Consider the following 20,409-nt stretch of genomic DNA (forward strand, 5'->3'; position numbering starts at 1 on the left):
CCACGTGCCGACTGCCAGGGAGACCATGTGAACCGCTCCACCCGCGCCTGCGTCGCTGCCGCTGCCGTCCTGGCGCTCGGCGCCTGTTCCTCCGGGGGCTCGAAGGAAACGACCGCGGCTTCGACCAGCTCGGCTTCGCCGTCCGTCAGCGGCACGGTGACGGTTTTCGCGGCAGCCTCGCTGCAGAACACCTTCACCCAGCTGGGCAAGATGTTCGAGGCCGCGCATCCCGGCACCCATGTCGTGTTCAATTTCGGCGGCAGCGACACCCTTGCGGCCAGCATCGTCAACGGGGCGCCGGCGGACGTGTTCGCCTCCGCCAGCCCCGCGACCATGAAGACCGTGACGGACAAGGGCGACGCGGCGGGCACTCCGGTCGTGTTCGCCAGCAACGAGCTGGAGATCGCCGTCGAGCCGGGCAACCCCGAGCACGTCACCACCCTGCAGAACCTGTCCAGCCCGTCGCTGAAGGTCGTGCTCTGCGCCAGGACCGTGCCCTGCGGCGCGGCGGCCCAGAAGGCTCTGGCCGCAGGCCATGTGACGGTCACCCCGGTCAGCTACGAGCAGGATGTCACCGCGGTCCTGACCAAGGTGGAGCTCAAGGAGGCCGACGCCGGGCTCGTCTACCAGACGGACGTCAAGGGCGCCGGGAACAAGGTCACCGGCGTCAACTTCCCCGAGGCCGCCTCGGCGATCAACGACTACCCCATCGCCACGCTCACCCACGCTCCCAACGCCGCCGGGGCCCAGCAGTTCGTCGCCCTCGTCGAGTCCCCCGAAGGCCAGAAGGTCCTCAGCGACGCCGGATTCAGGAAGCCCACGGCCGCGTCCTCCTCGCCGAGTCCTTCCGCGTCGTAGCCGTCCGTCGCGGAGCCCGGGAGCCGGAAGCTGCTCCCGGGCTCCGTCGTGCATGGGGACAGGAGTGGCCCTCACGGCCACGCTCCCTCACGACCGGTGCGCGTGGGTGTGCGGGCCGTGTAACGCAGGGCGCGCCCGAGGCGTGACGGCCCGGAAACCCGCTCTTCCTACGGTGATCGTCGTGGGTGCCTCCCACCGTCCGTCATGTTCCCGCGAGACGGGGTGACCGGCGTGATCGTGGGAGGGGAAGCCCGGTGGCGTTGCCGAAGTCGCAGGCCCAGGCTGTTCGGACGGTGTGCTCCTACTGCGGGGTCGGCTGCGGGATCGTGCTCGACACCGTGCGCGACCCGGCGACCGGCCTGCGGCGCGCCGTGAAGGCGTCCGGCGACAAGGCCCACCCGACGAACGCGGGACGGCTGTGCACCAAGGGCGCCACCAGCGTGGACATGATGGCCGCCTCCGGTCGCGCCCACACCGCGCTCGTGCGCACCGAGCGCGGCGCCGAGGCCGTGGAGACCGACGTCGACGCCGCCGTCACCGCCGTGGCCCGACGACTGCGCGCGATCATGGACGAACACGGGCCGGACGCGCTGGCGTTCTACGTCTCCGGGCAGATGTCCCTGGAGGCCCAGTACCTCGCCAACAAGCTGGCCAAGGGATTCGTGCGCACCAACCAGATCGAGTCCAACTCCCGCCTGTGCATGGCCAGTGCGGGCTCGGGCTACAAGCTCTCCCTCGGCGCCGACGGGCCGCCCGGCTCCTACCGGGACTTCGACCGGGCGGACACGTTCCTCGTCATCGGCGCCAACATGGCCGACTGCCACCCGATCCTGTTCCTGCGCATGATGGACCGGGTCAAAGCCGCCGGCGCCAAGCTCATCGTCGTCGACCCGCGCCGCAACGCAACCGCCGACAAGGCCGACCTCTTCCTCCAGATCAAGCCGGGCACCGACCTCGCCCTGCTCAACGGCCTGCTGCAGCTGCTGGTCGCGAACGGCCACACGGACGACGAGTTCATCGCCGAGTTCACCGACGGCTGGGACGGCATGCCCGCCTTCCTCGCCGACTACGCACCCACAAGAGTCGCGGAGATCACCGGCCTCGCCGAGGCCGACATCCGGCAGGCCGCGCAGTGGATCGGCGAGGCGGGCGAGTGGATGAGCTGCTGGACCATGGGCCTCAACCAGTCCACCCACGGCACCTGGAACACCAACGCCCTGGTCAACCTCCACCTGGCCACCGGCGCCGTCTGCCGCCCCGGCTCCGGGCCGTTCTCCCTGACCGGCCAGCCCAACGCCATGGGCGGACGCGAGATGGGCTACATGGGACCGGGGCTGCCCGGCCAGCGGTCCGTGCTCGTCGACGACGACCGCGCCTTCGTCGAGAACCTGTGGAAACTCCCTGCCGGAACGCTGCGCACCGAGGCGGGGCGCGGCACGGTGGAGATGTTCGAGCAGATGGCCGCCGGCGACATCAAGGCCTGCTGGATCATCTGCACCAACCCCGTCGCCTCCGTCGCCAACCGCAAGACCGTCATCGCCGCATTGGAAACCGCCGAACTGGTCATCACCCAGGACGTGTTCGCCGACACCGAGACCAACGCCTACGCCGACGTCGTGCTGCCCGCCACCCTCTGGGCCGAGTCCGACGGCGTCATGGTCAACTCCGAACGCAACCTCACCCTCGTCCAGGGCATCGTCGACCCGCCCGGCCAGGCCCTGCCCGACTGGCAGCTGATCGCCCGCGTCGCCTGCGAGATGGGCTTCGCCGACGCCTTCGGCTACACCTCCTCCGAGGAGGTCTTCGAGGAACTGAGGCAGGCCTGGAATCCGACGACCGGCTGGGACCTGCGCGGCGTCAGCTACGAGCGCCTGCGCGGCACGCCCGTCCAGTGGCCCGCGCCGACGGCGGAGGGCCCGGACCGCAACCCGGTCCGGTACCTCAACGACGGCGTCAGCCAGACGCTGCTCGTGCGCGAGGACGGCAGCAGGCCCCGGCTGGCCTTCCCCACCGCGAGCGGCCGCGGGCAGTTCTTCGCCCGCCCGCATCTGCCCGCGGCGGAACTGCCGGACGACGACTACCCGTTCGTGCTCAACACCGGACGCCTCCAGCACCAGTGGCACACCATGACCAAGACGGGGAAGATCAGCAAGCTCGCCAGGCTCAACCGGGGCCCCTTCGTCGAGATCCACCCCGAGGACGCCGCCCGTCTCGGCGTCGCCGACGGCGACCACCTGGAGATCGCCTCCCGCCGCGGCCGCGCCGTGCTTCCCGCCGTGGTCACCGACCGGGTCCGGCCCGGCGACTGCTTCGCACCGTTCCACTGGAACGACCTGTTCGGCGAGTACCTGAGTGTCAACGCAGTCACCAACGACGCCGTGGACCCCGTCTCCTTCCAGCCCGAGTTCAAGGTCTGCGCCGTCTCGCTCAAGCCGGTCCCCGCACCGTCCACGCCCACCGCGCCGTCGACCGCGCAGGCGACCGCACAGTCGGCCACGCCGACGCACCGGGCGGACCCGCTACCCGCCCCTCGCGGAAGCGAACAGGTCGCCGCACTGGCCGGCCTGCTGGGCGTCGCGGACCTCGCCCCACCGGCCTTCGCCCCCGCCGAGCGGCACTACCTGGCCGGATTCCTCACGGCACTGGAGTCCGCTCCCCCGCCGGGCACCCGGCTTCCCGTGCTGCCCGCCGACGCCCCGATCGCGCCCGAACGGGCAATGTGGGTCAACGGCCTGCTGGCCGGGACGTTCTCCCGAACAGCAGTCGACGCCCAGCCGTCCCCCGCCGCCCCGCCTGCGCCGACTGACGCAGTACTGCGTCCCCAGCCCGAGGTTCAGCCCGAGGTCGTCGTCCTGTGGGCCTCACAGACCGGAAACGCGGAGGAAGCCGCCGCGGCGACGGCCGCCCGCCTGGCCGAAGCGGGCTGGACGCCGCGGCTGCTCAGCATGGACGACACCAACCCGCACGCCCTCTCACCCGACGTGCCGGTGCTTCTGGTCACCAGTACCTTCGGCGACGGAGAAGCGCCGGACAACGGATCCGCCTTCTGGGACTCCCTCACGACGAGCGGCCTGCCGGGAGCCGAACGGCTGCGATTCTCCGTCCTGGCTCTCGGCGACTCCACCTACGACGACTTCTGCGGCCACGGTCGGCGGCTGGACGAACGCCTGGGCGAGCTCGGGGCCACCCGGATCGCGCAGCGCGCCGACTGCGAACCCGACGACGACGAGTCGGCGCGTCACTGGATCGACCGGGTCCTCACCGCCTTGAGCCGACCCGCGGCCACCTCGTCCGGCACCACCCCGACGGTGTCCCCGCAGCCCGGTCCGGCCGAGCCGGCTGCACCCGGGAGCTCGCCGGCGCCGACCGCCGGATCGGGCTACTCCAAGGACTCCCCGTTCGGTGCGCTGCTGGTCGGCAACCGGCTCCTCAGCCTGCCCGGATCCGCCAAGGAGGTACGGCAGTTCGCGTTCGCCACCCGCGGCGGGGCCTCGGCGACCTCGCCTACGAGGCCGGCGACGCCCTCGGCGTGCGTCCCGCCAACAGCCCCGATCTCGTCGCCGAATGGCTGGCCGTCACCGGGCTGGACCCGGAGGAGGCCGTGACCGTCCCCGACGCGGGAGAGCTACCCCTCGCCGAGGCGCTGCGCACCCGGCTCGAGATCGCCAAGATCACCCCGGACCTGCTGCGTTTCGTCGCCGAACGCGCAGGCGACCGCGAACTGCGACAACTGCTGCGTCCTGACAACAAGGACGCCCTCGCCAGGTGGAGTTGGGGCCTCCAGGCGGTGGACCTGGTGGGCGCGTTCCCCGTCCGGGCCCGGGCGACGGAATGGGCCGGGGTCCTGAGGCGCCTCCAGCCCCGGCTGTACTCGATCTCCTCCAGCCCCTTGGCGCACCCCGACGAGGTACGCCTGACCGTCTCCGTCGTCCGCTACGCGAACGACCTCGGGCGCAGCCGAAAAGGCGTCTGCTCCGCCTTCCTGGCCGACAACGCCGACGACGGACCGATCCCCGTCTTCGTCCAGCGCTCACCCCACTTCCGACCGCCCGCCGATCCCGCCACCCCCATGATCATGCTCGGTCCGGGCACGGGAGTCGCGCCGTTCGTGGGCTTCCTGGAGGACCGTCAGGCCCGCGGCCACACCGGACCGAACTGGCTCTTCTTCGGCGAGCAGCGCGAGGCGACCGACTTCTACTACCGCGAGGAGATCGCCGCCTTCCAGGCCTCCGGCCACCTCGACCGCCTCGACCTCGCCTTCTCCCGGGACCAGCGCAACAAGATCTACGTCCAGGACCGGATGCGGGAACACGGCCCGCGCCTGTGGGACTGGCTGCGAAGCGGCGCCCACTTCTACGTCTGCGGCGACGCCGGCCGGATGGCCAAGGACGTCGACGCGGCCCTGCGCGAGATCCTCACCACCCACGGCGGCCTCGCCGAGGACGAGGCCGCCGCGTATCTCAAGCAACTCGTCGCCGAAAAGCGCTACGTCCGGGACGTGTACTGAGGAACCACGCCGATCGGCGCGCGGGTCTGTTCGGTGAGGGCTCGCTGGCGATGCCACGCGGACGTAGTCTGGCAGCACGGGTGTGTCTCTCTCCCCCGCGACCGGCGGTACGTGGTCTGGATGTTCATGAGCCGAAGCCAGAACCTGCTGGAGCCGTTGCGTTACGTGTCGGCCCCCTACCAGGCTGCTGCCGCCCGCACGCTCTCACTGCCGGACACCGCGATCGAACGCGGCACCGAGACACTGCCCGAGCCGGCCGACCTCGGCCTGGCGCCGTCGGCCACGGCCCGCCGGCTGCGGGCGGCGGTGGCGGCCCTGCGCGAGGCTCCTCGCATGGCGTCCGCGCTGCATCACATGCTTGAGGACGCGATGACGCTCATGTCCGCCGAGTTCGCGAACGTCCAGATCGTGGACCCGCGTGACGGCTCCCTGGTCCTGGTCGCACAGAGCGGCTTCGGCCCCGCGTTCCTGGAGCACTTCGCCGTCGTCCGCGACCACGGCTCGGTGTGCGGTCAGGCCGCTGGGCAAGGCACCCAGACCGTCGTGGCGGACGTCCGGGCCGAGCAGTTGTTGGAGCCGCACTGGGAGGTCTTCCGTCTCGCCGGTGTCCGCGCGGTCCAGTCCACGCCCCTGGTCGACGGCGCCGGCCAGCTGATCGGCGTCGTCTCGACGCACTCGCCCTGGCCGGGAGACCCGTCCGAAGAGGACCTGCCGGTCATGCAGCTCTACGGCCGGTTCGCCGGCGACACCGTCGCCCGCCTCCTCGACGGTGCCTCCGCGCCCTAGCCGGGGCCGCTTTGCCGGAGCCCGGAACAGGTGCCGATTGCCCCGGCTCACCTGCGGGATTAGCGTGGCGGGAGAAGGGCGGTGATCGGGTGACGGGGGTCCTGGAGCAGGCCACCGCCGCAGCCGCCGGCGGGGGCTTCACGTTCGTCGGCCGCAAGCGGGAACTCGACCTGCTGCTCGCGGCGATCCGGCATCCGCCGTCCGTGGTGATGATCCAGGGCGAGGCGGGCATCGGGAAGTCCCGACTGGTCCACGAGGCACTCGCCCTGCTCGACGGCGAGGGGCTGCGGGTGCTCAGCGGATCCTGCCATCCCCTGCGCGAACCGTTCCCCTACGGCCCGGTCGTGGGCGCGCTGCGCACGGTGGAGGCATGGCTCCCCGAGCTCGACCGCATCCCGCCGACGGTCGGCGCGCTGGCTCCGCTGCTTCCGGACCTCGCGGCCCGGCTGCCGCAGCCGCCCCCGCTCCCGGACGACCCGCCCGGCCGCCGCCACCAAGTCGTCCAGGCGGTGCGCTCACTGCTGACGCTCATCGGACCCACGGTGCTGATCCTGGAGGACATGCACTGGGCCGACGACGCGACCCGCGACCTGCTCCTGCAGCTGGCCCGGGACCTCCCGGAGCAACTGGGCCTGCTGCTGACCTACCGGGCGGAGGACCTTCCTCCCGGCACCGCGGTCCTGGGCGCCGCCTACCGCCAGCCGCCCGGCACCAGCGGGACCACGATCCGCCTCGGCCCGCTGACCCGGAGCGACATCGACAGGCTCGCGGTCGCCGCTCTCGGCGCGTTCACCCCGCAGGACCTCGGCGCCACCTTGTACGAGCGCAGCGAGGGCCTGCCCCTGGTCGCCGAGGAGGACCTGCTGACCCTCTGCGAGTCCGGGCGCCATCTCGACCACGGCGACCTGGCCGCCGAGCTACGCGGGGCGGAGGTGCCGCGCGGTCTCAGCGAGGCCGTCACCGAACGCCTGGACACCCTCTCCCCGTCCGGTGCCGCCATCGTCGACGCCGCGGCGGTCCTGGCCGTCGCGGCCGAAGAGGCGCTCCTGGCGGCCGTGGCCGGGCTGGACCGCGAGCAGAGCCACGAGGGACTCACCGACGCGCTGAGGGCCTCCGTCCTGCACGAGACGGACTCCGGGGCGTACGTGTTCCGCCACACGCTCGCCCAGCAGGTCGCCTACACCCACATCTCCGGGCCGCGACGCGCGCGCCTGCACCGCCGGGCCGTCGAGGTCCTCTCGGCCACGACGCCCGCTCCGCTGGTGCAGATCGCCCACCACACCCGCGCCGCAGGAGACCGCGAAGCCTGGCTGGGGCGCGCGGAGGAGGCAGCCGACCACGCGACCGCCATGGGCGACACCGGCACCGCCTCCACCCTGCTCCGGCAGATCCTGCAGAGCCCGGGGCTCCCCGCAGAGCCGCGATCACGAGCCGCCCTGGCGCTGGCGAGGGCCGCCGCCTTCGGAGTGGACTTCGAATCCAGCGCGGCCGTCCTCCGCCGCATCCTGGCCGATCCCCAGCTGACCGGACCCACACTCGGAGAGATCCGGCTCGGCCTCGGGCTGCTCATCGTCAACCACGACGGCGACGCGACCGGCTTCAGCGAACTCGAGCGGGCCGCCGACGAACTGTCCGCCCGCCCGGAGCGGGCCGCACGGGCGATGGCGGCGCTGGCCATCAGGGAGAGGGGCCCCGGCTCCGAGCGGGCCGAGGAGTGGCTGGAACGCGCCGAGCAGCTCGTCAGCGACAGCCCGAACGAGGCGGTCCGCGCAGCTGTGCGGGCCACCCGGCTGAGCCTGATGGCCCGCGAGGGCGACCCCGCGGTCTGGCCCCTGTTGGACGCGCTGCCGCGCCGGTCCGAGGACCTGGAGGTGCTGCGCCAGACCGTCCGGGCCCTGCACAACGTGGCCGAGAGCACCATCGATCTCGGGTACGACGCCCGCGCGACCGACCTCCTGCAGGAGAGCCGCGCGCTGGCCGGGCAGGTGGGCAATCCGGGCATCGAACGCTGCTGCATGGTCGACCTGCTGTGGCTGGACGGCGCCGCAGGACGTTGGAGCGGCCTGGAGGAGCAGTTCGCCGCGCTCACGGCGGCCTACCCGGAGTTTCCCCCGAAGGCCGAGAGCGCGATGTGCCTCGCCCGGATCGCCCTGGCCGAGGGCCGCAGCGGGCTCGCCAAGGAGCTGGCCGACTCCGCGGCCGAGCACGCCCTGCGGCACTTCGAGGTGAACATCTCGCTGCGCGCCGCGGCCGTGCAGGCCGAGGTCCTGCTCCGGCAGGGTGACGCGGAGGGCGCCCGCGTGGTCGTCGAACCGGCCGTCGCCGTCCTGCGCGAGGCCGGGGCGTGGGCGCGGCCGAACTCGCTGATCACCCACGCGGTTCTCACCCTGCTCGCCTGCGGCGACCGGATCTCGGCCGAGCGGTTGGCCGACGAGTTCGAGACGAACCTGGCGGGCCGGGACTCGCCTGCGGCCCAGGCCGAGCTCCACTACGCCCGCGGCGCGCTGCTCCAGGACTCCGCTCCACTGCAGGCGGCCGAGCGCTTCCAGGCCGGTCGGCTGCTGCTGACGGAGATGGGCCGCCCGTACGAGGCGGCTCAGGCCACCGAGGCCTACGGCTGCGCTGTGGCCCGGACCGACCCGCAGGCGGCCGAAGCCCCGCTGCGCGAGGCCCTGGACGTCTACACCCGTCTCGGCGCCGGCGCCGCCGTCGCGCGGTGTGAGCGCAGGATGCAGGAACTCGGTCTGGGGCAGCCGACGCGTGGCGGAGGACGCGGCTACGGGAACGAGCTGTCACCGCGCGAGCAGCAGGTCGCCGAGCTCCTCGCGCGCGGCGCCACCAACCACGACATCGCCCAGACCCTCTTCCTGTCGCCGCGCACCGTGGAGAAGCACGTCGCCAGCGTGCTCAAGAAGCTGGGCACGACCCGGAGGAACGTCCCCACGGTCTTCCAGGTCGACACCGGGTGACAGCCCCACCCAGCGGGAATCGACCGGTTTGGGTATACGCCCATCACCCACTCCCCATAGCCGCACCCCATGGACGGACTGCACGGTCGAAGTGCGAGCCCGCGCGCACCTCTCGCGGGACCACCGAGGAGCTGAGCATGGCCCCCGTCCACCATCCCGACACCGCCATCACCGCCATCACCGCCGACACCGCGGTCACCGCGGTCACCGCGGTCACCGTTGCCGACCGGTACCCGGTGCCCCGCCCGGCCGCCACCGCGGCGCTGTGCAGCAGCGCGGCGGTCCGCGCGGCCGTTCCCGCCCTGCGGCACTTCGCCCGCAACGCCGCCCGCCGCTGGGCGGTGCCCGCGGACACCGTCGACGCAGTGTCCCTGGTGGTCACCGAACTCGTCACCAACGTGGTCCTCCACAGTGACAGCCCCCACCTCACGGTGTTGATCACCCACGACGGTGCCGAGGTCCGTGTCGAAGTGAAGGACGCCGGGACGTGGCGGACCCGCACCTCGCCGCGTCTGGTTCCCGAGGACGACGACGCGCCGTGCGGCCGGGGGCTGGACCTCGTCGCGCAGTACTCCACCTGGTGGCTCGCCTCCACCGGGCCGGTCGGCACCCGGGTCGTCGCCAGCATCCCTGTTGCGCCGCCCCCAGCCTGAACACGCGAGCCCTGGGCCCGTCCCTCGCGTCGGATTCAGGCGAGGTGCCGCAGCTTGGCCGGGTCCACGATCAGGTCGAGTGCGGCGATCCGGCCGCCGACCACGGTGAAGCCGAGGACGGACAGGGGCTCCTCCCGGGTGCCGAAGAGCAGGCCGGGGGCTCCGTTCACCAGGACCGGGTGAGCGCGGGCGATGAAGTGTGGTGCCGTGCGCAGGACATGACGGGCCACCGCGTCGGCGCCGACGCGGGTCGGGAACCCGGCAGGTCCGGCCCTGCCGAGGTCGCCGCGCAGGACGACGTCGGGGGCGAGGACGTCCAGCAGCGCCTCGAAGTCGCCCGCTCGGGCCGCGGCCAGAAAGGCGTCCACGACCCGGCGCTGGCGGGACGGATCGGCGTCGGGTCTGGGGGCGGCCTGCACCCGGTGACGGGCGCGGCTCGCCAGCTGACGGGCGGATTCGGGGCTGCGGTCCAGGATCCGGCCGATCTCGTCGAACGGCAGGGCGAAGACGTCGTGGAGCACGAAGGCCAGACGCTCGGACGGCCCCAGGCTCTCGAGGACGACCAGCAGGGCCAGTCCGACGGTGTCGGCGAGGACGGCCTGCTCCTCGGGCCCCGGCTCGGCCGTCTCGACGACCGGTTCCGGCAGCCAGGTACCGGTCTCGTGTTCGCGGCGGCGCCGGCGCGCCCGCAGCATGTCCAGGCTGATGCGCCCGACGACGGTCGTCAGCCAGTAGCCGAGGTTGTCGATGGTGCCGGCGTCGCTGCGGTCGAGGCGCAGCCAGCACTCCTGGACGGCGTCCTCGGCCTCGGCGACGGAGCCCAGCACGGTGTAGGCGACCGCCCGCAGGTGCGGCCGGGCGAGCTCGAACTGCTCCGCCAGCCGTTCCCGGTCCGTCATCGCGGCCTCCTGATGCGGTGGGTTCCCGTCCCTGCCGGTCTTCCTGTAGTAGACGTCCCGGACCCCCCGTTCGTGACAGCCGTCACGTTCGGCAGGCGCCGGACGTCTTCCTGGTCGGGGCAGAGCCAAGGAGGTCCACCATGCCAGTACGCCACATCGCCGCAGGTCCCGCGCCCGCACGACAGGGGTCCGCACCGCCCGGCGCCGAGGGACCGGCCTTGGAGGTCCGGCAGCTGACCAAGGTCTACCCGAACGGTGTCCGCGCCGTGGCCGGCGTCGACTTCACCGTGGACGGCGGCGAGGTCTTCGGACTGCTCGGGCCCAACGGCGCGGGGAAGTCCACCACCATCGGCATGCTCACCACCGCGGTCACCCCGACCTCCGGCACCGCGTACGTGGCCGGCCACGACGTCGTCACCGAGCCGCTCGCCGCACGGGCTGCCAGCAGCGTCGTCTTCCAGGACTCCGTCCTCGACCGCGCGATGACCGGCCGCCGCAACATCCGCCTGCACGCACAGCTGTGGGGCGTGCCGTCGACCTCGGCCGCCCGCCGGACCGCCGAGCTGGCCGACGCCTTCGGCCTGGACGCTCTCCTGGACCGGCCGGTGGACACCTACAGCGGCGGCGAGCGACGTCGCCTGGAGATCGCCCGCGCCCTGGTGTCCGAGCCACGGGTGCTGTTCCTGGACGAGCCCACGGTCGGCCTCGACACCCGGATCCGGTACGAGCTGCTCGACCTCATCGGCCGTCTGCGGTCCCGTTCTGCGATGACCACAGTGCTGACCACCCACTACCTCGACGAGGCGGAGCGGCTGTGCGACCGGATCGCGGTCGTGCACCAGGGCCGGATCGTCGCACTCGACAGCCCGGCGGCGCTGCTCGCCCGGCTCGGCCCCGAGGTGCTGGAACTGCGCGGCAGCCGCGACCACCAGGGCGCGCTGGCGCTGCTGCGAGCTCGCGGCCTGGCCGACGGAGCAGCGTTCTCGGTCGGCACGACGCTGACCGTCCCCCTGGCCGGATCTGCACGCGAGGCCGCCGACACCCTCGCGGCGCTCGGCGACGGCGCCTCGTCCTTCACCACCCGCCGACCCACCCTCGACGACGTCTACCTGCAGCTCACCGGCAGCAGCCTGACCGGTGACTGAGCCACGGAGCCCACCATGACCACGCTCACCCTCCCCCTGGTCCGCCCGGCCCCGACCGTCGGTCCCCGGCCCCTCGCCGCCTGGGCGGCGCTGACCCGCCGCCGGATCGCGCTCAGCGCCCACACCCCGCGCGAAGTCCTCGCGCCCCTGGTGACACCGATCCTGTTCGCCCTGGTGATCGCCCCGGCACTGGCACGGCTCATCCCGACGAGCGGCCCCGGCGGCGTCGACTACAGCTCCTACGTCATCATCGGGACGATCGGTCTGCTCATTCCGCTCAGCTGCACCTTCGCCGGCATCGGGGTGATCGTGGACCGCACGGCCGGTGCCCGTCGCGAGCTGATCGCCGCCCCCGTCCCCCGCTCCCTGATCGTGCTGGGCAACCTGGCGGTGGCCCTGCTGACCAGCCTGCTCCAGGTCGCGGCGCTCCTGCTGGCCGGGTGGGCGCGCGGCGCCCGGCTCGACGTCACCGCCGCCGGCTTCGGCTGGTTCGCCGCCGCCGTCCTGGCCTTCACGGTCTTCATGTACGGCGTGTCCGAGATCCTGGCCAACCGCATCCCCACACAGGAGGAGTACGTCGGCCTGACCCCGGTGGTCGCGATCCTCCCCTGGTTCCTCGCCGGATCCCTCTTCCCCGTCACCGCCATGCCCGCCGGACTGGCCGCCGTCGCCCGCGCCCTGCCCACCACCCATGCCCTCGCCCTGCTGCGCTACGGGCTCCTGGACCCGAACGGCCACGGCCTGCACGACATCTGGGGAGTCGGCGACACCGCCACCGCGGCCGGACTGAGCCTCCTCGTGCTCACCGCCTGGGCCACGGTGCTGACCGCCCTGTCCCTGCGTACCTTCCGCCGCAGCGCCGTCACCTGACGCCGAGCCGGCCTGGGTTCCTGGTCCTCCCTGCTGTTCGGGTGTCCGAGCGGTCAAGGTTCGCGGACGTCCCGGCGGGGCGGGCCGAAGCCGTACGCCCCCGGGGTGACAATGCGGCATGGCTGAGAAGACCGAGGCATCGAACGGCTCGTCCGTGATGACCGGTGCCGCAAGGCTTGTCCTGCTGACGCTCGCCTCGGGACAGTTCCTGATGGCGCTCGACAGCTCGGTGATGAACGTGTCCATCGCGACCGTCGCGAAGGACGTGGGCACCTCCGTGACCGGAATCCAGGGTGCGATCACGGCTTACACCCTGGTGATGGCCGTGCTCATGATCCCCGGCGGCAAGGTCGGCGCCATCATCGGCCGCAAGCGGGCCTTCATGATCGGGTGCGTGGTCTACGCCCTCGGCTCCTTCACCACCGCCATCGCGCCGAACCTGCCGGTGCTCCTGCTGGGCTGGTCGTTCCTGGAGGGCGTCGGCGCGGCGCTGATCCTGCCCGCGATCGTCGCGCTGGTCGCCGGGAACTTCGGGGAGCGGCAGCGGCCGGCCGCCTACGGGCTGGTCGCGGCCGCCGGGGCGATCGCGATCGGGCTCGGGCCGCTCATCGGCGGCATTGCGACCACGTACTTCTCGTGGCGGTGGGTGTTCGCCGGAGAGGTCGTGATGGTCGTCGGCATCCTTGCGCTCGCACGTCGGGTGGCCGACGCCCCACCTGATCGACGTCCGCGGATCGACGTCGTGGGCGCGGTGCTGTCGGCTCTGGGGCTGGGCGGCTTCGTCTACGGTGTGCTGCGGTCGGACGAGTGGGGCTGGTTCAGCCCCAAGCCGGGCAAGCCGTCCTGGTTCGGCTTCTCGCCGGTCGTCTGGCTGATGCTGGCGGGCCTCTTCGTGATCTGGCTGTTCTTCCGCTGGGAGCACCGCCTGGCCAGGCAGGGCAAGGAACCCCTGGTCGACCCCGACCTGCTGCGCAACCGGCAACTCTCGGGCGGCCTGACGATGTTCTTCTTCCAGTACCTCATCCAGATGGGTGTGTTCTTCGTCGTCCCGCTGTTCCTGTCCGTCGCGCTCGGCCTCTCCGCCCTCGAGACGGGGGTCCGCATCCTGCCCCTGTCGCTGACCCTGCTGGCGGCGGCGGTCGGCATCCCGCGCCTGCTCCCGGAGGTGTCCCCGCGGGCCGTCGTCCGGATCGGTCTGCTGGCGATGGTCGCCGGTGCCGTGACGCTGATGGCGGCCCTGGACACCAGCTCCGGAGCGGAGGTCACCACGGTGCCGCTCCTGCTCGTCGGTCTCGGCATGGGGGCGCTGGCTTCCCAGCTCGGGTCGGTGACGGTCTCCGCGGTGCCGGACGAGCTGAGCGCCGATGTCGGCGGTGTGCAGAACACCGTCACCAACCTCGGCGCCTCCATCGGCACCGCCCTCGCCGGATCCGTCATGATCGCCGTGCTCACCTCGTCCTTCCTCAGCAACGTGGAGCAGAGCCCGGCGATCCCGGCCGAGGCCAAGAGCCAGGCCACCGTCCAGCTCTCCGCCGGCGTCCCGTTCGTCTCGGACGCCCAGCTCCAGGCCGCGCTCGACAAGTCCGGCGCGAGCTCGGAGGCCTCCCAGGCCGCGCTCGACGCCAACGCCGACGCCCGGATCGACGGTCTCAAGGTGGCCCTGGCGATCCTGGCCCTCACCGGGCTCGTCGGGCTGTTCTTCGTGCAACGCATCCCCACGACGCAGCCCGGATCCGCGCACCGTCCCGACGACTGACGTCCCGCGCTACGCGTCGCCGCCGACGGCGTCGCTGATCGCGTTCAGCGCGCGGACCAGGGTGGTGTAGTCGCCTGACGCGACCGGTTTGACGAGGTACTCCTGGACGACTTCGGCGTGGACCGCGGCCGCCTGGACGAAGACCTCGCACCCCCGGGCGGTGGCCGTCACCACGGTCACTCGGCGATCCGTGGGTGACGGCCGACGACGGACCAGGCCTACCTCCTCCATGCGGTCGATCAGCCGGGTGACACCACCGCTGGTCAGGACGAGTTCGGCGCCGAGGGCACGTTGGGACAGTCCCTCGCCGGGCTTGCGGCACAGCTCGATCAGGACTTCGAACATGGTGTGGTGGATCCCGCAGCGGGCCCGAAGGGCCGCATCGATCCGCTGCTCCACGCCGCCGGCCGCCTTGACCAGCAGGCCCATCTCGCGCACCAGATCGCTCTCGGCCGCCCGTGCCGCCTCGCGGTCCGCGCCTCGCTGGGAGTCCATCTGCGCCATCCTCCGTCCAATTCCTGACCACTCACTTGCTTACTGCTCAGGTAAATCCTACGGTGAGCCGCATCTCACCCGCCACACGGTAAGGAGCGGCAGTGATGGATCTCGACCGCTGGCTGCACGAAGCGACCCTGACGGTACGTCAGTGGTCCGACGGCTTCGGCCCCTACCAGCCGCATTCCGCGCTCGACGTCGCCGACGAGGACTTCGCGCCCGCGTTCGCCGAGTTCGCCGAACGCCTGCGGGACAACTATCCGTTCTTCCACCCGCGCTACGCGGGCCAGATGCTCAAGCCACCGCACCCCGCCGCCGTGGTCGGCTACCTCACCGCGATGCTGATCAACCCCAACAACCACGCCCTGGACGGCGGCCCCGCCACCGCGGCCATGGAACGCGAGGCCGTCGCCCAACTGGCCGCCATGTTCGGCTTCGACACCCACCTCGGGCACCTCACCACCAGCGGCACCATCGCCAACCTGGAGGCCCTCTTCGTCGCCCGCGAGAGCCATCCCGGCCTCGGCGTCGCCTACAGTGCCGAAGCCCACTACACCCACGGCCGGATGTGCGGCGTCCTCGGCGTCGAGGGACACCCCGTACCCGCCGACGGATCGGGACGCATCGACCTGCAGGCCCTGGAGGCTGTGCTGGCGACCGGCCGGGTCGGCACGGTCGTGCTCACCACCGGCACCACCGGCCTGGGCGCGGTGGACCCGGTGCACGAGGCGCTCCCGCTGTGCCGGCGCTACGGAGCCCGGATCCACCTGGACGCCGCCTACGGCGGCTTCTTCACCCTGCTGGCCGGCGCCGACGGGCCGGAGGGACTCCCGCCGCAGCCCTGGCGGGCCGTCGCCCAGTGCGACTCGGTGGTGGTCGACCCGCACAAGCACGGGCTCCAGCCCTACGGCTGCGGCGCCGTGCTCTTCCGCGACCCCGACGTCGGCCGCTTCTACCTGCACGACTCCCCCTACACCTACTTCACCTCCACCGACCTGCATCTGGGCGAGATCAGCCTGGAGTGCTCCCGCGCCGGAGCGTCGGCCGCCGCGCTGTGGCTCACCTTCCGCCTGCTGCCACCCACCCTGCAGGGACTGGGCCGCGTCCTGGCCGCCGGGCGCCGCGCGGCCCTCACCTGGGCCGAACTCATCGACGGGTCCGATGCGCTGACCCTCTACCAGCAGCCCGAACTCGACATCGTCGGCTACTTCCCCGCCGTCGAACCCGCCGCCCTGTCCGCCATCGACGAGGCCTCGGCGCGCGTCCTCGCCCAGGGGATGACCGCCCCCGACCCGGTCTTCCTCAGCACCCTGCGTGCCTCCGCCGACGCCTTCGCACATCGCCACCCCGCCGTCCGCCGCGACACCGACGGCGCCCGCATCCTGCGCAGCGTCCTGATGAAGCCCGAGAGCGAACAGCACGTCCACCAGCTCCACACCCAGGTGGAGAAGCTCCTGTGACAGCGACCGCTCCCCGGCCCTGGTCGGCGCCCGCCGGGCCGCCCACAGAAACCGTTTGGCGGACCGTCGCGACCACTGCTACGTTTCCGGAGGCCGTGCGAGAGAACGAGGAGGTGGTACCCGTGAACGCAGTATCGACATGGGTGCTCCCCTCCGGGGTCACGGTCGGGCGATAGGTCGTCCGGGAGCGCCGTAGGAGTGCACTCCCGAAAGGCACGACCATGCATTTCACTTCTGAGCAGCGGCTCGACGAGGGTCTCGTCGAGCGCGCATTCACCCTCGGCGAGATCCCCGGCATCCTGTGGACGCCGGAGTCCGCCTCCGCGACCGCACCGGTGCCGTTGATCCTGCTCGGCCACCCGCCGCTCGGCCTGAGCAGGATGTACCCCCGGCTGGTGGGGCGGGCCCGGCAAGCCGCGGCGGACGGCTTCGCCGCAGCCACCATCGAGCTTCCCGGGAGCGGTGACCGGCCCCGTTGGCCCGCCGTCGAGCAGGCCCGCGCCGACCTGCGCCGGGCCATGGAGGCCGGCGAGCCGGTCGGTGACGAGATCATCGACGCCCTTGTCCTGCCGCTCGTCGACAGGGCCGTCCCGGAATGGCAGGAAGCCCTGGACGCCCTCCTGTCGCTGCCCGAGATCGGCGGCCCTGTCGGCTACTCAGGGGGAGTGATCTCCATCGGCGTCCGCCTCGCGGCGGTCGAGCCGCGCATCGTGGCCGCCGGCCTGTTCGCCGGCAGTCTCGTGCCGCGCGCCGTCTTCGAGGAGGCCCGCCGAGTCACCATTCCGCTGCACGTCCTGCTGCAGTGGGACGACGAGGGCAACGACCGGCAGGCCGCCCTGGACCTGTTCGACGCCTTCGGTTCCAGGGAGAAGTCCCTGCACGCCAACATGGGCGGACACACCGGCGTCCCACAGTTCGCGGGGGACGCTGCGGCCCAGTTCTTCGCCCGCCACCTGAAGTGAGACCGCGCCATCGGGCCACCGGCGGACGGTGAGCCGCGCTGGCCGGGACGACGCCTGTCGAGCGAAGGCCTCAGCGCTCGTCCGGCGTCTGCAGCGTGGGCTCTGCCGACTCGGCGGGGCCCACGCTGCACGAGGCACCGCCGCCCGGTCGACGAACCGACACCTACCGCCGCGCGGCCCGCAGCCGGCGTCCGGTCACGAACTTGGCGGGGATCAGCAGCAGCCACACCCCGACCGCCGCATGAGGCGAGACGAAGGCGACGGGAACGGACACGCCGAAGACGATCGCGGTGGCGGAGAGGTCCCGGATCACGCTGCGCCCGAGCTCGTCGGTGATGTGCCGCGCCTGCAGGTGTTCACGTCGCCAGACGGTCGTGGCGATGGAGATGTGGAGCGCGACGGCAATCGTGATCGCGGCCGCGTAGAGGGCGACGGCGAGGGACTGCTCGCGGTACTCGGCCAGCAGTGCCGTGGGGAAGGGCAGCAGCGCGATCGCTCCGAGCGCCGCCAGAGTGAGTCGCAGGACGGTCGTGTCGACGCGGCGCATCCGCAGGAACAGTTTCCGCTGGTCGCGCCAGAAGGCCCCGATGATGTAGAAGCTCCACACGTAGGCTCCCAGCTGCGCCCAGAGGTGGCTGATCGCATGCCGGAACCCTGCGGGGTCCAGTCCGTCGGGGACCTGCACGTCCAGGACGAGCAGGGTCATCGCGATCGCGTAGATTCCGTCCGACAGCGCGATCAGGCGTTCCGGACTGCCCTCGGCATCCCGTTCGGATCCGTGCCCGGACCCCTCCTCGGCCGCACCCGACGCCTGCGCGGACATACCGCTCCCTGCCTTCGCACACCTCGGGGAACGGCTCCTTTGACGGGCAGCCGATCTGCCGGTTCGTGATCCCAGCAGCCTTCCAGAGCGTCCTGCGCTCCCCCGCTCGCAACACGCCGGAGTCGGACGCTCATCGGGGTTCGAAGGTCCTGATCAGGGACTCGTCATGGACGTACCAGCGGACGTGGCCGCCGACCTCGATCTGGCATCGCCACCGCACCGGCTTGCCTTCGCCGTTCCAGGTCCAGGCCCAGACGACGGCCTCCTCCCAGGTTCCGTCGGCCATCGCGACAAGCGCGTCCCGGCGGCGCGTGGAGCAGGGGTCAGCGCCGGTCGGTGCCGCGGCACACCTCAGCCGCACCGGCCACCCGTCCGGCACATCCTGGTTGAGCGACGGATTCGGAGCCGGATGAGTATCGAACATGTATTCGAGTATACGTCGGGTCGATGCCACCGGCGATGTCGGATTCGCTGTGACTGAGCGCTCCAGTTGGCGGATGGGTGCCTGAGTTGGCGGGTTAAGCGGCGCAATTGCCGGGCAAGGACTGGCAACCCCGTCCACCTGCGATTTTGCCCATCCGATCTCCTGGGCGAAGCTGACCGGCATGCACCACTCGCTCACTCACTGGGACAGTCCCTTCATCAACTTCAAGGACTTCGACTTCCCTGATGGTCGCGGCCACGGATACCGATGGGTGCACATCAAGCGATTCCATCTGCCAGCCGACTCGCCAACCGACCGGGACCTACTGGCGGCCCTGATCGCCCACCCGGAGTTCCGAGACACCTACGACGGAGCCGGCGTCTGGCTTGAACCACGCCACGGCCAGTGGTGGTCGGACCGGATCACTCCCCGTACCTACACGGCCGTCGACGAGTCGACTGCGACCAGCATGGTCCACACCTGGGCCACCGATGGCGTCGCGCTTCCCCCGGATCTCGACATGAGGTTGCGCGAGTCGGTCTACGCACCGATCCGCCAAGCGACGAGCTTGTACGCGCTCGGGGCTCTCCCCGAAGACGCGCGCCATGACCACGGCCCCATCCACATCGAGTTTCACGAACTCATCCTTATCGACCGCCGAACAGGCACCCTCGCGCTCTTGGTTGCCGCCGACGACTGACACAGCTGTTTCGACGACCTGGGCCGGGGCCGCCGAGCGTGTCGCATACACAGCCTCAGTTCGCGACGGCGGCAGAGTCCGCGCCCGCGCCTAGCGCTGCCTGTATGCGTGCTCCTTGCGCCCCATGAGATCGTCCACACATCCGTTCACGGCGTCGTGCCAGGGCTGGACGTCCGTGATCATCACGGGGTTGTCGTTCGCGTATTCCCAGAGGAAGCGATCACAGTCGCTCGCCGCTGTGCCCTGGTCGGTGAGGGGCGTCTTGATGTTCAGGAACTTCGCCCGGTCCGGCCCCTGAGCCTCCCCGTAGCCCCAGTGGTAAGCCTGGCTCGCCGACGGGCCGGGATCGTTGGTCCGGGTGACAGCCACCGCGACGCCGAGCGCCACCAGGACTCACCAGCTTGTGGTGCGCGTCCAGGAGGGCATGGACAGCATCGGGCTGTGCCGCGATATCGCAGATAGCCTGTCAGCGAGCGGGCAGCACACCGTGAGCGTGCTGCGCGCCTCCGATGCCGGTACTGCCACGAGGGGGAGTTATGGGGTTCACGGCGGCTGCCGCTCGGGCGGCGGCTGTGGTCGTCGCTACCTGGCTGGGGCTGTTCGTGCTGATGGCACTGCTGGGATCGCTTCTGCCGAGCTCTGGGTCCCACCGCACCCTCTGGCCCACGGTCGTCACGCTGTGGCTGCTTTCGCTGCTCCTCGGGCCGCTGGTCGCCTGCGTCGCGTTGCGCCGGTGGATCGCCGGCAGCCGGGCCGGGAGTCCGGATGAACCGCTTCCTCCCGGACCGTACGCACGAGCCGAGCAGGACACGCCGCAGTCCGACGGGCATACGTGGCGGACGGACGCGCCGCCCCCTCCGCGGTCCGACGAGCAGAGGCACTTCCAGCCCCCGCGCGCCGCGGAGGGCCCGGACGCCGAGGCCCGGCGACAGGCCCATGCGGAAGCCGACCGGAAGCATGCAGAAGCCAAGCGCACAGCCGAACGGGCGCGTCAGGAGGAAGCCCGACGACGGGCGGCGCGCAACCGCCGACTGCGCGAACGGGGGCGGCGGTACTGAAGGACACAGGCCGGTTGGGAAGGGAACCGGCCGGGAAGGGAACC

General features: G+C 71.7%; 15 protein-coding genes and 1 pseudogene. 11 read left to right on the top strand and 5 right to left on the bottom strand.

From position 1 onward, the window contains the following. Nucleotides 1-27: 27 nt before the first annotated feature. The 5 genes and pseudogenes from modA to TR49_RS12950 all read left to right on the top strand — a co-directional run bounded on the left by modA (nucleotide 28) and on the right by TR49_RS12950 (nucleotide 9,773). Nucleotides 28-858: a molybdate ABC transporter substrate-binding protein gene (modA, locus tag TR49_RS12930; protein ID WP_042381090.1), complete on the top strand. Its 831-nt coding sequence runs from the start codon at nucleotides 28-30 to the stop codon at nucleotides 856-858. A 254-nt stretch (nucleotides 859-1,112) separates the two neighbouring features. Further along, nucleotides 1,113-5,365 (top strand): annotated as a pseudogene (locus TR49_RS12935) (bifunctional nitrate reductase/sulfite reductase flavoprotein subunit alpha). Between the two features lie 126 nt (nucleotides 5,366-5,491). Beyond that, entirely contained in the window at nucleotides 5,492-6,151 is a 660-nt protein-coding gene (locus TR49_RS12940) for a GAF domain-containing protein (protein WP_160311591.1), read from the top strand. Nucleotides 6,152-6,240: 89 nt separating this feature from the next. Continuing rightward, on the top strand, nucleotides 6,241-9,120 hold the full coding sequence (locus TR49_RS12945; RefSeq protein ID WP_236653343.1) for a helix-turn-helix transcriptional regulator: 2,880 nt from the start codon (nucleotides 6,241-6,243) through the stop codon (nucleotides 9,118-9,120). Between the two features lie 137 nt (nucleotides 9,121-9,257). Further along, complete coding sequence (locus tag TR49_RS12950; RefSeq protein WP_084724850.1) at nucleotides 9,258-9,773, top strand: ATP-binding protein; 516 nt, start codon at nucleotides 9,258-9,260, stop codon at nucleotides 9,771-9,773. Nucleotides 9,774-9,808: 35 nt separating this feature from the next. On the opposite strand, the gene sigJ is transcribed toward TR49_RS12950, so the two are convergent. Next, entirely contained in the window at nucleotides 9,809-10,672 is an 864-nt protein-coding gene (sigJ, locus tag TR49_RS12955; protein WP_042381093.1) for an RNA polymerase sigma factor SigJ, read from the bottom strand. A 140-nt stretch (nucleotides 10,673-10,812) separates the two neighbouring features. Here sigJ and TR49_RS12960 point away from each other — a divergent pair, with 140 nt between their 5' ends. The 3 genes from TR49_RS12960 (at nucleotide 10,813) to TR49_RS12970 (ending at nucleotide 14,443) form a co-directional block, all read left to right on the top strand. After that, nucleotides 10,813-11,817: an ABC transporter ATP-binding protein gene (locus TR49_RS12960; RefSeq protein ID WP_052434252.1), complete on the top strand. Its 1,005-nt coding sequence runs from the start codon at nucleotides 10,813-10,815 to the stop codon at nucleotides 11,815-11,817. A gap of 15 nt (nucleotides 11,818-11,832) precedes the next feature. Continuing rightward, nucleotides 11,833-12,687: an ABC transporter permease gene (locus TR49_RS12965; RefSeq protein ID WP_042381097.1), complete on the top strand. Its 855-nt coding sequence runs from the start codon at nucleotides 11,833-11,835 to the stop codon at nucleotides 12,685-12,687. A 118-nt stretch (nucleotides 12,688-12,805) separates the two neighbouring features. After that, nucleotides 12,806-14,443 carry an MFS transporter gene (locus TR49_RS12970; RefSeq protein WP_042381099.1) on the top strand — a complete coding sequence of 546 codons (1,638 nt, stop codon included), beginning with the start codon at nucleotides 12,806-12,808 and terminating at the stop codon, nucleotides 14,441-14,443. Nucleotides 14,444-14,452: 9 nt separating this feature from the next. Here the strand turns inward: TR49_RS12970 and TR49_RS12975 are convergent, their stop codons facing one another. Beyond that, entirely contained in the window at nucleotides 14,453-14,938 is a 486-nt protein-coding gene (locus TR49_RS12975; RefSeq protein ID WP_042381270.1) for a MarR family winged helix-turn-helix transcriptional regulator, read from the bottom strand. Between the two features lie 104 nt (nucleotides 14,939-15,042). Between TR49_RS12975 and TR49_RS12980 the strand changes: the two genes are divergently transcribed. Both TR49_RS12980 and TR49_RS12985 read left to right on the top strand, forming a co-directional pair. Next, on the top strand, nucleotides 15,043-16,398 hold the full coding sequence (locus tag TR49_RS12980; protein ID WP_042381100.1) for a pyridoxal phosphate-dependent decarboxylase family protein: 1,356 nt from the start codon (nucleotides 15,043-15,045) through the stop codon (nucleotides 16,396-16,398). A 221-nt stretch (nucleotides 16,399-16,619) separates the two neighbouring features. Then, the gene (locus TR49_RS12985; RefSeq protein ID WP_042381102.1) at nucleotides 16,620-17,360 is read left to right on the top strand and encodes a dienelactone hydrolase family protein; all 741 of its coding nucleotides are present in this window, start codon (nucleotides 16,620-16,622) and stop codon (nucleotides 17,358-17,360) included. 163 nt (nucleotides 17,361-17,523) lie between these two features. Here the strand turns inward: TR49_RS12985 and TR49_RS12990 are convergent, their stop codons facing one another. Together TR49_RS12990 and TR49_RS42715 are read right to left on the bottom strand one after the other, a co-directional pair. Further along, on the bottom strand, nucleotides 17,524-18,183 hold the full coding sequence (locus TR49_RS12990; RefSeq protein WP_042381103.1) for a TMEM175 family protein: 660 nt from the start codon (nucleotides 18,181-18,183) through the stop codon (nucleotides 17,524-17,526). 130 nt (nucleotides 18,184-18,313) lie between these two features. Beyond that, nucleotides 18,314-18,790: a hypothetical protein gene (locus TR49_RS42715; protein ID WP_152627230.1), complete on the bottom strand. Its 477-nt coding sequence runs from the start codon at nucleotides 18,788-18,790 to the stop codon at nucleotides 18,314-18,316. Between TR49_RS42715 and TR49_RS12995 the strand changes: the two genes are divergently transcribed. Then, complete coding sequence (locus TR49_RS12995) at nucleotides 18,789-19,307, top strand: hypothetical protein (protein ID WP_042381105.1); 519 nt, start codon at nucleotides 18,789-18,791, stop codon at nucleotides 19,305-19,307. The two genes, TR49_RS42715 and TR49_RS12995, sit on opposite strands and share 2 nt — an antisense overlap. Before the next feature lie 90 nt (nucleotides 19,308-19,397). Here the strand turns inward: TR49_RS12995 and TR49_RS13000 are convergent, their stop codons facing one another. Further along, the gene (locus TR49_RS13000) at nucleotides 19,398-19,694 is read right to left on the bottom strand and encodes a hypothetical protein (protein WP_042381107.1); all 297 of its coding nucleotides are present in this window, start codon (nucleotides 19,692-19,694) and stop codon (nucleotides 19,398-19,400) included. Nucleotides 19,695-20,409: the final 715 nt, after the last annotated feature.

It is taken from the genome of Streptacidiphilus melanogenes (assembly GCF_000787835.1).
In the GTDB taxonomy this organism is placed as follows: domain Bacteria; phylum Actinomycetota; class Actinomycetes; order Streptomycetales; family Streptomycetaceae; genus Streptacidiphilus; species Streptacidiphilus melanogenes.

Excerpts from the sequence above, each read along its gene's own strand:
- TR49_RS12940 (WP_160311591.1), top strand. The coding sequence starts at position 5,492 with ATGAGCCGAAGCCAGAACCTGCTGGAGCCGTTGCGTTACGTGTCGGCC.
- TR49_RS12950 (WP_084724850.1), top strand. The coding sequence starts at position 9,258 with ATGGCCCCCGTCCACCATCCCGACACCGCCATCACCGCCATCACCGCC.
- sigJ (WP_042381093.1), bottom strand. The coding sequence starts at position 10,672 with ATGACGGACCGGGAACGGCTGGCGGAGCAGTTCGAGCTCGCCCGGCCG.
- TR49_RS12960 (WP_052434252.1), top strand. The coding sequence starts at position 10,813 with ATGCCAGTACGCCACATCGCCGCAGGTCCCGCGCCCGCACGACAGGGG.
- TR49_RS12965 (WP_042381097.1), top strand. The coding sequence starts at position 11,833 with ATGACCACGCTCACCCTCCCCCTGGTCCGCCCGGCCCCGACCGTCGGT.
- TR49_RS12970 (WP_042381099.1), top strand. The coding sequence starts at position 12,806 with ATGGCTGAGAAGACCGAGGCATCGAACGGCTCGTCCGTGATGACCGGT.
- TR49_RS12975 (WP_042381270.1), bottom strand. The coding sequence starts at position 14,938 with ATGGACTCCCAGCGAGGCGCGGACCGCGAGGCGGCACGGGCGGCCGAG.
- TR49_RS12980 (WP_042381100.1), top strand. The coding sequence starts at position 15,043 with ATGGATCTCGACCGCTGGCTGCACGAAGCGACCCTGACGGTACGTCAG.
- TR49_RS12985 (WP_042381102.1), top strand. The coding sequence starts at position 16,620 with ATGCATTTCACTTCTGAGCAGCGGCTCGACGAGGGTCTCGTCGAGCGC.
- TR49_RS12990 (WP_042381103.1), bottom strand. The coding sequence starts at position 18,183 with ATGTCCGCGCAGGCGTCGGGTGCGGCCGAGGAGGGGTCCGGGCACGGA.
- TR49_RS12995 (WP_042381105.1), top strand. The coding sequence starts at position 18,789 with ATGCACCACTCGCTCACTCACTGGGACAGTCCCTTCATCAACTTCAAG.
- TR49_RS42715 (WP_152627230.1), bottom strand. The coding sequence starts at position 18,790 with ATGCCGGTCAGCTTCGCCCAGGAGATCGGATGGGCAAAATCGCAGGTG.